The sequence below is a fragment of the Mesobacillus jeotgali genome (assembly GCF_031759225.1).
Lineage (GTDB): Bacteria > Bacillota > Bacilli > Bacillales > Cytobacillaceae > Mesobacillus > Mesobacillus jeotgali_B.
The window spans coordinates 4,396,105-4,411,445 of sequence record NZ_CP134494.1 but is presented as its reverse complement, the minus strand read 5'-3'; the positions used below and the strand labels follow the sequence as shown (position 1 = coordinate 4,411,445).

At 45.4% G+C, this 15,341-nt stretch carries 13 protein-coding genes; 10 read left to right on the top strand and 3 right to left on the bottom strand.

Translation table 11 applies throughout. The features are described from left to right. The first annotated feature begins 46 nt into the window (after positions 1 to 46). Positions 47 to 1,075, top strand: a complete 1,029-nt coding sequence (gene spoIID, locus RH061_RS22000; RefSeq protein WP_311072891.1) for a stage II sporulation protein D — start codon at positions 47 to 49, stop codon at positions 1,073 to 1,075. Between the two features lie 64 nt (positions 1,076 to 1,139). Here spoIID and RH061_RS21995 read toward each other — a convergent pair whose 3' ends face one another. Continuing rightward, entirely contained in the window at positions 1,140 to 2,129 is a 990-nt protein-coding gene (locus RH061_RS21995; RefSeq protein ID WP_311072890.1) for a nuclease-related domain-containing protein, read from the bottom strand. 307 nt (positions 2,130 to 2,436) lie between these two features. Next, positions 2,437 to 2,874: a VanZ family protein gene (locus RH061_RS21990; protein ID WP_311072889.1), complete on the bottom strand. Its 438-nt coding sequence runs from the start codon at positions 2,872 to 2,874 to the stop codon at positions 2,437 to 2,439. 391 nt (positions 2,875 to 3,265) lie between these two features. Between RH061_RS21990 and RH061_RS21985 the strand changes: the two genes are divergently transcribed. The 9 genes from RH061_RS21985 (at position 3,266) to RH061_RS21945 (ending at position 14,139) form a co-directional block, all read left to right on the top strand. After that, entirely contained in the window at positions 3,266 to 4,213 is a 948-nt protein-coding gene (locus RH061_RS21985) for a stage II sporulation protein SpoIIQ (protein WP_311072888.1), read from the top strand. Positions 4,214 to 4,340: 127 nt separating this feature from the next. Next, the gene (locus RH061_RS21980) at positions 4,341 to 6,341 is read left to right on the top strand and encodes a penicillin-binding transpeptidase domain-containing protein (protein ID WP_311072887.1); all 2,001 of its coding nucleotides are present in this window, start codon (positions 4,341 to 4,343) and stop codon (positions 6,339 to 6,341) included. A 111-nt stretch (positions 6,342 to 6,452) separates the two neighbouring features. Further along, positions 6,453 to 8,057 (top strand): gamma-glutamyltransferase, encoded by a 1,605-nt coding sequence (ggt, locus tag RH061_RS21975; RefSeq protein WP_311072886.1) that lies wholly within the window; start codon positions 6,453 to 6,455, stop codon positions 8,055 to 8,057. A gap of 331 nt (positions 8,058 to 8,388) precedes the next feature. Next, positions 8,389 to 8,571: a hypothetical protein gene (locus tag RH061_RS21970; RefSeq protein WP_311072885.1), complete on the top strand. Its 183-nt coding sequence runs from the start codon at positions 8,389 to 8,391 to the stop codon at positions 8,569 to 8,571. A 323-nt stretch (positions 8,572 to 8,894) separates the two neighbouring features. Continuing rightward, the gene (locus RH061_RS21965; protein WP_311072884.1) at positions 8,895 to 9,197 is read left to right on the top strand and encodes a DUF4212 domain-containing protein; all 303 of its coding nucleotides are present in this window, start codon (positions 8,895 to 8,897) and stop codon (positions 9,195 to 9,197) included. A gap of 45 nt (positions 9,198 to 9,242) precedes the next feature. Then, positions 9,243 to 10,913, top strand: coding sequence for a sodium:solute symporter family protein (locus RH061_RS21960; protein ID WP_311072883.1), 1,671 nt, complete (start codon positions 9,243 to 9,245; stop codon positions 10,911 to 10,913). Beyond that, a complete protein-coding gene (locus tag RH061_RS21955) occupies positions 10,894 to 12,780 on the top strand; it encodes a DUF294 nucleotidyltransferase-like domain-containing protein (RefSeq protein WP_311072882.1) in 1,887 nt (628 codons plus the stop codon). Before RH061_RS21960 ends, RH061_RS21955 begins: the two co-directional genes overlap by 20 nt. 138 nt (positions 12,781 to 12,918) lie before the next feature. Beyond that, positions 12,919 to 13,584: a 3'-5' exonuclease gene (locus tag RH061_RS21950; RefSeq protein ID WP_311072881.1), complete on the top strand. Its 666-nt coding sequence runs from the start codon at positions 12,919 to 12,921 to the stop codon at positions 13,582 to 13,584. A 207-nt stretch (positions 13,585 to 13,791) separates the two neighbouring features. Continuing rightward, positions 13,792 to 14,139 (top strand): hypothetical protein, encoded by a 348-nt coding sequence (locus RH061_RS21945; RefSeq protein WP_311072880.1) that lies wholly within the window; start codon positions 13,792 to 13,794, stop codon positions 14,137 to 14,139. 34 nt (positions 14,140 to 14,173) lie between these two features. Here the strand turns inward: RH061_RS21945 and RH061_RS21940 are convergent, their stop codons facing one another. Continuing rightward, positions 14,174 to 14,962 (bottom strand): LysM peptidoglycan-binding domain-containing protein, encoded by a 789-nt coding sequence (locus RH061_RS21940; protein WP_311072879.1) that lies wholly within the window; start codon positions 14,960 to 14,962, stop codon positions 14,174 to 14,176. Positions 14,963 to 15,341: the final 379 nt, after the last annotated feature.

The following is a 15,341-nucleotide window of genomic DNA, read 5'->3' as shown; positions in this document are numbered from 1 at the left end:
TGAGACGGTTTTCGACCGGAATAATTTCATAATGGAGGCTTTTTCTATGTTAAAATTCAAACCAATCATCGTACTAGCTGCTATCCTATTCGCTGTCACACTCCTGATTCCATCCTTGCTCGTCCTCCCTTTTATGGAAGATAAGGCAGGCGGAAAGCTTGGGGAAGAGTTGCAGAGAGAGGCGAAGGATACGGCTGCTGTCCCGACTGCAGATTCCGCAGTTGAGGTAGCTGTTTACAGGACAGCTCTATCCAAAACAGAAAAGCTTCCGCTTGATGAATACTTGATCGGAGTCGTTGCAGCTGAAATGCCCGCCGAGTTCGAACTGGAGGCGTTGAAGGCACAGGCACTGTCGGCAAGGACTTATTATGTAAGACAAATGCTAATTCCCAATAAAGTAGGCGTACCTGAAGGCGCACAATTGAATGATACGGAAATCCACCAGGTGTTTAAAAATAAGGAAGAATTGAAAAAGCAGTGGGGCGTCGACTACAAATGGAAGATGAAGAAAATCGCCGAGGCAGTGAAGGCAACTGACGGTCAGGTGCTAACATTTGACGGTGCGCCAATCGACGCAACCTTCTTCTCGACATCGAACGGCTTTACCGAGAACTCAGAGGAATACTGGTCTAATTCCTTGCCTTACTTGCGGAGTGTGGAAAGCCCATGGGATTTAGAGTCACCTAAGTTTCGTAACCAAACGGTCATGACTGTGGCAGATGTGGAGGCTAAGCTTGGTGTCAAGCTGCCGAATTCTCCGGAGATAGGTAAAGTCATCTCTAGGACCACTGGGAACCGAGTCGCTAAAATTGATATCGGAGGTAAAGTCCTGACGGGAAAAGAAGTTCGTGATAAACTCGGCCTGCGCTCAAGCGACTTCACTTGGGAACTGAAGGGCAATAACGTCGTCATCACCACCGAAGGCTTCGGCCACGGCGTCGGCATGAGCCAATACGGAGCCAATGGCATGGCCACCGAAGGCAAGAACTATCAAGACATCGTCAAACACTACTACAAAGGCGTCGAGATCAGCGAAGCAGAGAGCATGCTGACGAAGGTTACTGCGAAGAAATAATTACCAGGCCAGGGCAAAAAGCGCCCTGGCTTTTTAGCGCGTTTGGGCTGTGAGCAGGAAACTTTTATTTTTTCGCGGGATTAAAGAATGCTTCGATGTCAGGTGGCATGTGGTAGATGCGGCCTTTTTTGGTTCCTGTGTGGGGGAGGTTCATTGAAAGTAAGATGTTGGTCGCTGCTCTAATCGATAGACAGTTAGATAGTTCCCTGAATTCCTGGTTTGTAATGGAGGGTTTAAAAAGAAGAAAGGAATCTTTAATCTTCTTGTGGTGTGCTGATTTTGATTTGTGATTGCATACTGGACAACTCCAAGTCCATTTATCACGCTGCATTCCATAGGTTAAACATGAGGGGCATTGGATACCTTTTTGTAGATCTGCTTGGGTGAGGGAATATGGTTTTAAAATGTCAGGATGGTGAGGAGTATGTTTCTTTATGAGTAACTTTGATAACTTCTTTAATTCTTTATCATTATAGGTAGGGTTTGAAGTAATTTCATCTATTTGAATCACTCTATTTAATATGGCATCTCCTTTCACAATCAAGTTATTTAAGGAACGGTCACTCACTTTAATTATAGTAGAGGAATTGCTAATCGTAACAAGGTGGTATATGGGAGGGACATTGAGTTTATGGCTCTTTAGCCACCTCTTTAAGTGCCAGGCTTGCATCCGAACCTGGTTAATAGGGTTATCATAAGATTTTTCCTGCCCATCTTTTGTTTGGATGATCTGTTGGGAATCTTTATCAAAGAAAAGGATGCCAGAGTAGTTTTTCGTTTCAATAAGAAGGATATAGCGAAGTGTTAAGATGAGGGTATCAATCTGAAAATACCATTCTTCATCGGCTAGGCGTAAATCCCGTAAGATATGATACCCTTTTTCCGGTAAAAAACTTAACCGGTAATCAGTTTGCAGTTCACCTTTATAACCAGCTCGCCAAGCTCTATAATCTTGCTCGATAATTGGGAATTTAGGGTGGTTTTCTGTCAGATTTTCCATCAATGCTTCATACATGAGAAGCCGAATGGGGTAGGAGCGTTCTTTTTCGATCAAAAGTGTCACTTCCTCAATAGATTTTCATTAAAAATTCTACAATTGAAAGAAAAAACCTGTGTTGTTTAGATAAATTATGTGAAATTTTTAAGAACAATAAAGATAATACCAGTTGGGGGGATTTTAATACCAGTTGCACAAGTTTTAATACCAGTTGGAAGCATTTTAATACCAGTTGAAACGAATATAATACCAGTTGAGCAAAAAACAACGGGATAATGTGACACAAAGCACAAAAAGCCAGCCCCAATACCAAGGCCAGCCCCTTAAAAATCGTAATTAGTAACTATCTAAATACTAAATCCAACTAAATCCTCCGAACTCTCTCTTCAATCCGACGCAAAACTCTCCCCAGCCGCGGGAACTTGCCGCTGAAGTAGGCGTGATGGATAAAGTGCGAGGCCGCTAAAACCCCAATTACGTCTTTTATAAAATCAATCAATGTTGCTGATCGGTACGGGACGAAGCTTTGGTGAATCTCGTCGAGCAGGCCGTACAGGATGGCCACGCCCATGAAGGTAAAACTCATCACCGGTGTGAAGCGCCCGGTAGTTAAAGCAGCCAGGACGAGCAGCACATACAGGATTCCGAACTCTACGAGATGGAGTGATTCTTTTATAAAACGGTCAATTCCCTGATTGGGCAGTTCGACCAAAGCATCTGCAGGATTGCTGGACATGATCCAGATTGCGGCCATGTAGAGCAGCGGCAGAATTCGTAAAAACCATACTAATAACTTTTTCATCTTAATACCTCGCTTTATAATAGTAACTCATTCATTTCAGTAAACAGCAATATAGTATTGACTCATCCATTTCAGTAAACAGCAATATAGTAGTGACTCATTCATTTCAGTAAACAGTAATATAGTAGTAACTCATTCATTAAAAGGAAACAGCAAACACTCATTCATTAAAAGGAAAGAGCAATATAGGTAACTCCATTTATTAAAGGAATCAGCAATATAGCAGGAATCCGTCCAATGGGATGGCGGGGCTAAATTAACCCACTACCCCCCAAAAAAACTTTTTTGCATAATTTCTTCACCTTTGTCGAAAAATAAGCAGTAAAAAATTTTTCAACTCTATGTATATATTTTTTCGCTTCTGTTCAAACTGATTGCTGAGGTGATGGAAATGAGAGAGGAAGAAAAAAGATCTTCTCAAGACAAAAGCAAGAACAGCTTTTTCAAGAAGCGGTGGGTGTATCCAACAGTTTATATTGCTAGTGCCGCAATCATTCTAACTGGTGTCCTATGGTATCAAAACAGCGGAACCGATCAGCTGGATCAGTCGGAATACAAAGCGACTGACATGCCTGGCAAAAAGATGAATGACCAGCCAGCAGTTGAAGTGAACCGCGCGATGGAGAACTTTGTAATGCCAGTGGTGAATGAAGATGATGCAGTCGTCCAAATGGGATTCTATGACAATGACGGCGACGCGGCTGAGCAAGAAGCAGCTCTAGTGTTCTATGATAATACGTACCATCCGAACACTGGTCTGGACATTGCAGCAAAAGAAGGCAAGGAATTTGATGTAATCGCATCACTAAGTGGTACTGTCACAAATGTCATGGAAGATGCAGTGCTTGGAAACGTCATTGAAATCGAGCATGACAAAGGTATTGTAACACAATATCAGTCAGTGAAAGACTACCAAGTTAAGGTTGGCGACCAGGTTGAGCAAGGACAAGTCATTGCGAAATCCGGAACAAGCCTGATCAATGAGAAGGCTGGCAATCACGTACACTTTGAAATCCGCAAGGACGATGTACCAGTCAATCCGCATGAGTACTTCAATAAGCCTCTAAGCGCATTGCAGGATGCAAATGTGACAGAAGAGAAAGCTTCTTCTGATGCAGATGCAGGCAAGTCTGAAGATGCTGCCGAGGAAGATGTAGAAGGAAGCTCGGAGGAAGACGCTGAAGGTACGACTCCATCAGAGGAAGATGCTGAAGGCACAACTCCAGCAGAAGACAAGCCTGCAGAAGGCGGCTCTGATAAAAAAGACGAAGATAAGGATGCAGGAGAAGATAAAGACAAAGACTCTTCAACTGACTCTGATACTTCAACCAACTCTTAATAAAATCTGAAATTTATGGAACCTGCCTTGCTATAAAGGCGGGTTTTTTTATTGGATTAATCAGAAAAGCTCCAAACTTATCTAATTGCCAATTCTATGGTAAAATCAGACAAGAGGAGGGATACATATGAAACGGGCATTGATTATACTCTTGTCGGTCGTAATTGCCGCACTCATTTCCGGCTGCAGCAAGGAACCGACTCCCGAAGAACGGTTTTCCCAGTATGTAAAGCTATGGAATGATCAGAAGTTTGAAGAGATGTATGGATTTTTATCAGAAAAAGCGAAGGATTCCATCTCCAAGGAGGAATTCGTCTCTCGCTATAATAAAATTTACAAAGATTTAGAGATCAATGAGCTGAAGGTGAGCTACAAGCAGCCTAAGGAAGAGCAGGAACATGAAGAAAATGCAGAACTTCCTTTTTTAGCAAAAATGAATAGTGTCGCTGGTCCAATTGCATTCGACCACAATGCTACTCTTGTAAAAGAAGAGCGTGAAAAAGAAACAAATTGGTATGTTGATTGGAACACGACTTATATTTTCCCGGAGCTTGAAGCAGGGGATAAAATCAGCTTCAAGAATGTCCAGGCAGAACGCGGCAGCATCCTTGACCGTGCTGGGAACGGACTTGCGATTAATGGAACAGCTGTCCAGATCGGAGTGGTACCTGGTGAATTGGGTGAACCAAAAGAGCAGACAATCACCAAGCTTGCGGAGCTGCTAGAAATGTCAGAAGAGCAAATCAACAAAGCCATGAACGCAGGGTGGGTAAAACCTGAACTGTTCGTTCCGCTGAAAAAAGTTTCGAAGACAGATAAAGGGCTTCATGAAAAATTATTTGCGCTTGATGGAGTGACAAGCCAAATGGTGGGAGCCCGTGAATATCCATACGGAGAGGCATTGTCCCACTTAATTGGATATGTCGGTCCGATCCTTGCCGATGACCTAGAAGAACTGGAGGGCAAAGGCTACACCGCAACCGACCTCATTGGACGCCGCGGTCTTGAACAGGTCCTCGAAGAACAATTAAAAGGAACAAACGGAGTCAGGATTTCGATTGTTAAAGAGGATGGAACCGTCAAGACGCTTGCCGAAAAGCCGGTGGAAAACGGAAAGGATGTCAAGCTGACAATCGATGTTGTCGCCCAGCAGCAATTATATGACCAGCTAAAAGGAAAAGCGGGTACAGCATCGGCAATCAACCCGAAGACAGGTGAGACGCTGGCATTGGTAAGCGCGCCAGGCTTCGATCCGAATGAAATGGCGCTCGGAATCTCGCAAAACAAACGCAAAATGCTAGAAGATGATCCGTTTAAACCAACGCTTAATAGATTTAAGTTGACCTATGTGCCGGGTTCGGTGATCAAGCCAATCACAGCCGCCATTGGCCTTGAGAGTGGAAAACTCCAGCTGGATACTGCTTTTGATATCAATGAGAAACAGTGGCAAAAAGACGCATCATGGGGCAAGTACAAGGTGACAAGATACTCTGATGTAAAAGGCAGCATCAACCTGGAAAAAGCGCTGATCTATTCAGATAACATTTACTTTGCACGATCTACGCTCGAAATGGGTCAGGATACTTTTACAGAAGGATTGAAGAAGTTCGGCTTTGAAGATCAACCGGAATATCTCTATCCAATCGAGCCGTCCCAAATCGGCAAAATTGACAGCGAAATCAGTCTGGCCGATTCTGCTTATGGCCAGGGACAGGTAGAAATGAATATCCTCCATCTTGCAACCACATATTCACCTTTGGTAAACGAGGGCAACCTTGTTAAACCGATCTTGAACATGGAGGATGAGCAGGGACAGGTATGGAAGGAAGGGATTGTCAGCGCGGAAAATGCAGCAGCTCTTAATGGCATGCTGACAAAAGTCATCACCGATCCAAAAGGAACCGCCCACAATGGACTGATCGCTAACTATCCGCTCGCCGGTAAAACCGGAACAGCGGAAATCAAGGAAAAACAAGGCGAAAAGGGCAAGGAACTCGGCTGGTTCGTCGCCTATAAACCGCAGTCCACCGATATGATCGTCGCGATGATGATCGAGGATTCTGGATCCAAGGAGGTCGTGACACGGGTGAAAGAGTTCTATGAACTAAGATTGCAGAGTGGAATGTAGGAAGTCCGGCCGAATATGGCCGGGCTTTTATAATTGAGATTTCTCTATTTCGAATTTTCAGCTATTTTGATATAATATTTCGTAAGACGAAAATTATTAGGGGGAATCTGAATGTCTTTGCATACATATCCTTATCCTTCCCAGCGGATGGCGGCGGTGGCGCGCAATGGGATGGTCGCTACGTCACAGCCGCTTGCTGCGCAGGCGGGGCTTGATATTTTAAAAAAGGGCGGAAATGCGATTGATGCGGCAATCGCGACAGCGGCTTGCCTGACGGTTGTGGAACCAACATCCAACGGGATTGGCGGTGACGCATTCGCGCTTGTTTGGGTGAAAGATAAGCTGTATGGCTTGAATGCGAGCGGTCCTGCACCACAATCCATTTCAATTGAAAAGGTGAAGGAGCTGGGCCATGAAAAAATGCCTTCACATGGCTGGACTCCGGTCACGGTTCCTGGAGCTCCATCAGCATGGGCGGAGCTATCGAAAAAATTTGGGCGCCTGCCGCTTACTGAAGTGCTGAAGCCAGCGATTGATTATGCGCGCAATGGGTATCCATTGACTCCTATTCTCGCAAAATACTGGAAGGGTGCTTACAATGCCTATAAGAATCGCTTCCAGGGCGAGGAGTACGATGAGTGGTTCCGCGTCTTTGCTCCTGATGGCAAGGTTCCTGAGGCAGGAGAGATGTGGAAATCGGAGGATCATGCGAACACGCTCCAGGAAATCGCTGAAACGAATGGGGAGAGCTTTTACAGGGGGGTGCTTGCTGATAGAATCGCAAAGGCATCCGAAAAAGCGGGTGCTTTCCTGAGTAAGTCCGATCTCGAAAACTATCATCCTGAATGGGTGGAGCCAATTTCTGTGTCCTACCGCGGGCACGAGGTGTGGGAAATCCCGCCGAACGGACAGGGAATCGTTGCCTTGATGGCATTGAATATTTTAAAAGGCTACGAGTTTACTCATCGTGATGACGTACAGGGTGTGCATCTTCAGCTGGAAGCGATGAAGCAGGCGTTCACCGATGGCAAGGAGTATGTGACAGACCCTAGGACGATGCAGACGAAGGTAACAGATCTTCTGTCTGAGAAGTATGGAGAGGATGCTCGCGCGAAAATCTCTGATGAAGCGAGAATGCCGGAACCTGGCCAGCTCCCTAAAGGGGGAACAGTCTACTTGTCTACTGCGGATGGAGAAGGCAATATGGTTTCCTTCATCCAGAGCAACTATATGGGCTTCGGTTCAGGAGTAGTCGTTCCGGGAACAGGAATCGGACTGCAAAACCGCGGGCATGACTTCTCACTAGATCCGAATCATGCGAATGCACTGGCTCCAGGCAAGAAGACATACCATACAATCATTCCTGGCTTCATCACGAAGGATGGCCAGGCAGTAGGACCGTTCGGCGTGATGGGCGGCTATATGCAGCCACAGGGGCATGTTCAGGTGGCGATGAATCTGATTGATTACGGGATGAATCCTCAGGCGGCACTTGACGCACCTCGCTGGCAGTGGATTGAAGGCAAGCAAATCGAAGTCGAGCACCACTTCCCGAATCATATCGTCAAAGAGCTTGCTAGACAAGGGCATCAAATGAAGGTAGCATATGATGGCGGAGGTTTTGGCCGCGGTCAGGTCATCGTCCGCAATCCGGAAACCGGCGTCCTGACCGGCGGAACGGAAATGAGAACCGATGGCGCAATTGCCTGCTGGTAAATAAATTATATTTTAATGAAGGAACACTCAAAGGCGAGTGTTCCTTTTACTATTCTGTAAAATCATTACAGACCCAGCAATTCTATGGAAATAAGCAAAAATTTTTTTTCGACAAACTCGATTGTCATGTAGCCCTCCAAAACCGTACCATTACTGACGGGTTTGGCACGGCCTGTAAAAAATCGACATAGAAAGCGATTACATTTTTTAAAAATAACGTATTGACCTGCCTGGACATTATATGGATAATTAAATTAAATTTTCTAAATATTTAGTTAAATAAATAATTATTCATACATATACAAAATAATTTTTAACAGGAGGAATCAACGTGATCATTCTAATCGGCCTGCTGGTGATTACCGGCATAAGCCTTTTCATGGGCTTAAGAAAAAATAAGTTAGTTTATCTGGCAGTCCCGTTCCTGAGCATATTTCTCTACTTCCTCATCCAGATCATCATGGTCCCGGCTCCTTTCTTTGAAACAGTGAAATTCATCTTCAGCTTAAGTTAAACCACCAAGATTCCATTCTCGAGTTATAAGAAAGTATAAACTTTTAACTTATTTTAGTGTCTAGCTTCAGCGCCTATCCCCTCGAGTCGCTTCGGTCCGCCCAATGAAGTCAAAGAGCGACTTCACTGGTCGGCCCTCCAGCGCTTGTCGGGGCTGACCAAGGCGCTTGCGCTTTTCTAATCGGTATAAACTTTGCCTGGCGCAAGGTTCATATAATTTAAATCCATAAAAAGGGAGTGGGGCAAGCTTTTTGATTCAATGCTGTGTCTGTCATTCATGAAGGATTATACAAAGGGGATTAGCAAAACCAAAGGGGTGTAAATGTGAAGAAAATTGATAAGTCAGTAGCTGACGCGTATTTCCGTGAGAAAACCCGTAATATGATCATTTATTTCATCATCTGGTTCCTTGTCTCGTTCGGTGCGGTGATGATCGCAGAACCGCTGAGCGAGTTTTCAATCGGAGGCTTCCCGTTCCACTATTTCATGGGAGCGCAGGGTGCAGTGTTAACGTTCATCATCCTGTTGTTTGTCAACGCTAAGGTTAGCGATGGCATTGACAAGAAGTATGGTATTGACGAGGAGAAGAACGTCAAGCTGAGCGAAGGTAAGAGCCTGGACCACTAAGCCACGGAGAAAGAATAAAAGAGCGTTTGAATAAGGGGGAGAACTTTGGATACACAATTCTTGGTCTCATTATCTATTATTTTAGCTACATTTGGTTTGTATATCGGAATTGCGATTTACAATACAGCTAAGCAGACGTCTGACTTCTACGTTGCCAGCCGCGGCGTACCGCCAGTTTTCAACGGGATGGCGATTGGCGCTGACTGGATGAGTGCCGCTTCCTTCATCGGAATGGCCGGTACGATCATGCTGCTCGGCTATGACGGCCTTGCGTATATCATGGGCTGGACGGGCGGATATTTGCTTCTGACCTTCCTATTGGCGCCACAGCTAAGGAAGTACGGGCGATACACGGTACCTGAATTTATTGGCGACCGATACAACAGCCATACAGCGCGCGTCATCGCGGCGATTTCAACGATCATCATCAGCTTTACGTATTCAATCGGCCAGCTTTCCGGTTCTGGTGTGGTAATCGGGCGACTGTTCGAAATCGATGCGAAGCTCGGTACGATGATTGGGGTTGTCCTGATTGCATTCTACGCAGCTTTCGGTGGTATGAAAGGGATTACCTGGACACAGGTTGCACAGTATATCATTTTGATCATTGCCTATTTGATCCCTGTCATTTTTATGTCTCTCCAGGTGACAAGCAGCGCGCTTCCGTGGCTTTCCTATGGTGAGCTCGTAGGAAAAATGGGTGAGCTCGATCGTGAGCTCGGTATTTCGGAATACTTCGCGCCATTTACGAACGGCACGAAATGGCAGTTCCTTGCCCTTATGTTTACATTGATGGCTGGTACGGCGGGTCTTCCGCACGTAATCGTCCGCTTCTATACAGTTTCAACGATGAAGGCTGCTCGCTGGTCAGGCGCATGGGCACTTCTTTTTATCGGTTTGCTTTATCTGTCAGCACCTGCTTATGCAGCGTTCTCACGCTTCATCCTGATGACAAAGGTTGCCGGCAGCAAAATCAGTGAGCTTCCTGCCTGGACGAAAACATGGGTCGATACAGGTAAGCTGCAGGTTGCCGATGGTAATGGCGACGGAGTCCTTCAGTGGAGTGAATTGATCATCTCAAACGATATCGTCGTAATGGCGACACCGGAAATCGCTAACCTTGGCGTATTCGTTATCGGGCTTGTAGCGGCAGGCGCTATGGCCGCGGCACTTTCAACTGCCGGCGGCTTGATGATCGCGATTTCTTCGGCTTTTGCGCACGATATATACTACCGTGTCATGAAGCCAAATGCTACGGAAAAAACACGTCTGAATGTAGCGCGTCTGTCAATCGTTATCGCTACATTGTTTGCTGGTCTGATTGCCCTTGACCCTCCTGGAGCGATCACGCAAATAGTTGCCTGGGCCTTTGCACTGGCAAGTGGTACGTTCTTCCCGGCCTTGATTCTTGGCGTATGGTGGAAGCGCTCAAATTCACAGGGTGTTATTGCAGGTATGCTCGTCGGTCTTGCTGTGACATTGGGATACATTTTCGCGGCGAAGTATGGCGGCTTCACGATTCTTGGAATCATCGATACTGGAGCTGGTGTATTCGGCGCTACGGCTGCAATCCTTGCGAACGTCATCGTATCGCTTGCAACTCCAGCACCTTCGCAAAAAATTCAGGAGGAAGTACTCGACCTTCGTTATCCTGAACAGATGACCTATAAGAACGGCGAAGTTTGGATGAATGACGATGCAACAAAATCAGTATAAGGAAATTTGGATGGCTGTGCAGTTCCACCCCCTATTCCAGGGGGTGGATGAACGCACGGCCCTTTCACTTGTCGAGGAATGTGAAGCTCTTACCTTTGGGAAAAGCGAAATGATGCTCAAGGCGGATACACCTCGTCAGGGGCTTTTGTTGATTTTACAGGGAAATGCTGAGGTATTCGTAAAAAATGCAGCCGGGCAGGAAGAAGTTCTTGAAGTCATCAAAAAAGGTGAAATCGTAGGATTTTCAAGTCTGGCAAAATTCCTGGGATTTACGAGTGCCGATAAAATGCAGGCCAATGTAGAGGTGAGGGCTGTAGACGGGGTCCAGGCACTGCTGATCCCTTTTTCCGTACTCGCAAAGAGATGGGATGACCAGGATGTCCATGATTACCTGCTGTCCCAGGTCTCGATCAGGCTGAAGGATGTGTACGGATCGCTTGCAGAGCAGGTGAAAATGGCAAAAGGAATAGGCGAGGGTGAAACAATATTAGCGAGGGTTCAGGATTTAATGAGTGATAAAGTGGCGTCTGTTACTCCTGATACGAACATTCAGGAAGCAGCCCAGAAAATGGTAGAAAGTAAAACTAGTTCCGTGCTCGTGGTCGAGGATGGTGAGCTGAAGGGAATCATAACAGAACGGGATATCGTTGGCCGGGTCGTTTCAAAAGGGATATCCTTTGAAGGTCCATCCAGGCTGGTGATGACCGAAAATCCTGTGACGATATCGAGGTTCGCTTACTATTACGATGCTCTATCTGAAATTTTACTGAACGGGATCAAGCATTTGCCTGTTGTTGATAATGGGGAAATTTCGGGGGTAATCACACTGACCGATTTGCTCCGAAAAAAGAACGACAGTGTAATGAGGACGATCAAGAAGATCGATGAGGCTGATGAAAAGAATTTGCCTGAGGTTAAGGCAGCAATCTATGAAATTACCGAGACGCTGCTGCGAGACCGGGTTCCGGCAATCGCATTGCTGGACATCATTACGAAGCTGTACGATCGATTGATAGGAAGAGCGGTCGAGCTGTCTCTTGCGGCACTTCGCAAGAAAGGGTTCGAGCCGCCTGTTCCATTCGCTTTTTATTTAATGGGCTCTGCCGGACGCGGGGAACAGTTCATGCTGACAGACCAGGATCATTTCCTTGTGTATGGTGACACAAGGGATCACAGCTACTTTGAAAAACTGGGGGCAGAAATCACCGGGTGGCTGGAGTCTGCCGGCTACGCTCGCTGCAAGGGCTTGATGATGTCAAGTGAGGACCAGTGGAGGGGGACCGTACTGCAGTGGCAGGATCGCGTGCGTAAATGGATGCTTCAATCGACGAATGAAAACCTTCTGCTGGCTCATAACTTCTTCTCCTACCGTTTCGTGGCAGGGAGTGAATCGGTAAATGGAGAGTTTGAAGCCAAAATCGCGGAACTTCTCGACCGTTCGAAAATTTTCTTGTATCGGATGGTTCAGGCCGAAAGAGAACAGGAAATCCCGACGCTCGATGAACCGATTCGCGCACTGTTCAAGCTCGGAAGGAAAAGCATCGATATAAAAAAAGAAATCTTGTTTCCCTTCCATCACAGTTTGCAAATTCTATCAATTTATTATGGAGAAATACCAGGGACACCGCTGGAGAAAATAGCTAGCTTAAGAGAGAAGGGAGTTATTACCGAAGGATTCACCGAAGATTTAAAAGAAGCCTTCAACCATATACTGGACCTTTATATCAGTCATAGATGGGGAAATAAAAACGGAAGCTCCATCCTATCATTCGCCACCATGTCCACCAGACAAAAAGACGAACTCATCCTAAGCCTACGAACACTCCGCGAACTACAGGGAATGGTATTTGCCAGATTCTCCGTATAATAGCATTCGACATATTTCGGGTGGTGACAGGCACCTCCCGAAGTTATAGGATTGGTGAAAACCCTCGTGAATGAAGAGTTCGACAAAATTCGGGCGGTGACAGGCACCTTGAAAAAGGCACCGTGAAAGGAGGCTGGCATGTTTTTTCAACGGAGAAGTATTTCCTGCCCGCTTATGTATGAAAAGATTCCTTTATCGACTGGAATCGATGATTTGACATTCATAATTTTCGACACGGAGACGACGGGATTCCAGGTGGCAACCCATGATCGGCTGATTGAAATTGGCGGTGTTCCGGTAAAAGGGTTGAAGGTGATGGAAAATGACCGGTTTCAGACATATGTTAACCCTGAGCGACAAATTTCTCGGGAAATAATCGAGCTGACTTCGATTACGGATGAAAAAGTTGCGGGTGCACCGCTGGCACCTGAGGCGATACAGGCCTTCTTTGACTATGTTGGGTCACATGAGGCGGTATGTCTTGTCGGCCACTATGTCGGCTTTGATCACCTTGTGCTGAAAAGCGAGCTGAAGCGTGAAAAGCTGGCGCTAAAGAAGCTGTTCACCATCGATACACTTGACCTGATTGGCTTTGTTGCCCCGTCCTATGATATGCGTGATTTAGAGCGATATGCAATGGCATTCGGAACAAGAATATATGACCGCCACAGCGCAGTGGGCGATGCATTAACGACAGCTTATCTATTTACTGAACTCTTGCAGCAGTTCAAAGACCGGGGGCATTCCACATGGGGCGAGCTGGTTAAGGCAACTGAAAGCCAGATGAGGTCGATGCAGTTTTAGGATGAAAAGGCATATCTCCCTTCGAAACGGTGGCGATGCTTTTAATAGGCATGACAGTCACCTAAACGGTGTCAATGCCATTAAACAAGGCATCGCCCGGCGATACGAGCTAGAATCAGTCTTGATGATCTCATTAAATGTTGGTAGTGTAAGAATATATTTATAAAGTCAGTTCAAACCTGCTTGTTATGAAAATGGGGGAAATGCATGGATGCCGTGCAAATTGTGTTTTTGGTATTGTTATGGGGCGTGCCGATTTTCCGTTTTATACAGGAATACCGGAAGATGAATGAAGAGGAGCACGCGGAAATCAAAGCCTCTTTAAAGAATCCCCTATATTATCTGGACGATGGATTTAGGTATATAGGTTTTTTATTGATGTTCACAGGGATGATTGCTTCCATTCCCGTAATTCAGCATATCGGGGCAGCTATATTATTCATTGGGTGGTTCTATGGTGGTCTCGATCACCTGGATAAAAGTGTTAAACAAAGTGTCGGATTAATGTTGTTCGCAGTTTTAATGGCCGGTGTTTATTATCTTATATGGGCATAAGAAAAATGCTTAGACTGCTCTAAGCATTTTTTTATTATTGAATATTGATTAATGCACCATTTTTATAAGCAGCAACAACCCGCTGTCCTGCCAGTTCCTCGTACTTACGTGCGGTCTTATAAGAAACCTTCAACGGAATGGCTTTACCGTCCGCCTCAAACTCTACGGTAAAATTATCTGCTGCCCCGTTAACGGTTGCTTCCATGAATTCGATATCGCCTGGAATGAAAAGCTGCTGGCCGATCAGTACCATGTCCTGCTTCAATCCGTTAGCTTTCTTTAATTCTTTCAGGCTGACATCGAATCGCTGGGAGATGTTGAACAGTGTATCACCGGGATTGACAATGTAGGTAGCCTCATTCGTTACGAATCCATGGGTCGGTACTGAAAGGACTTGTCCAACATAAATGGAATCAGTAACCAATTCGTTTTCCTTCTTCAATACTTTAACGGAGACTCCGTATTTTTTGGCCAGGGAAAACAAAGTGTCTCCTTTTTTGACAGTATAAATTCCTGCCTCTGCCTCTACAGGAACTTCAAGTCGCTGCCCAGCCTTAATGAAATCTGAAGATAGTGAATTCACTTCCTTCAACATATCGACCGATGTATCATATTTCTTTGCCAGGCTGTAAAGTGTATCTCCTTTTTTTACGGTATAAAAGGTTCCGACGGCATCTGTTTTCTTTTGTGCAAAGCCCAGCAGCAATCCTGCCGCCACTGAACCGGCTATAGCAGCACCGATCAGTTTTCTGTTTCTTTTCAGGGTTACTTTGCGTTTTTGCTCTCTGATTCTCTGTTTTCTAGTCTGTCTGTAGGTAATCAAGTCTTTTTCTCCCCCAATAAAAATAAACTCCTCAACAGAAATTCGAGCAGAAATAGGTTTTTATGTACATATAATTGGGTATGCAGGAAAGTTTTTCTTATCTAAAATAGTTGAATTTTTCAAAAAACTTAACAATACCTTGTCCCTATTGCTTTTTTCGTGCATATATCCTCAACCAAGCTAATAAAATGTTACAAACCTGACAAAGAGAGTGTTTGAGGTGAGGAATCGTTTGAACAATATGAGGATTCAGCCGGGGACATGATTAATCTTCGTAATATCCAGAAGGATCACCCTTCTGCCGCAACAGAATTTCTGCGGAAAACAGTATTAGCAGACAAAAGCGAGTCTCATTTCACACTTCTCACATCCAATTTAG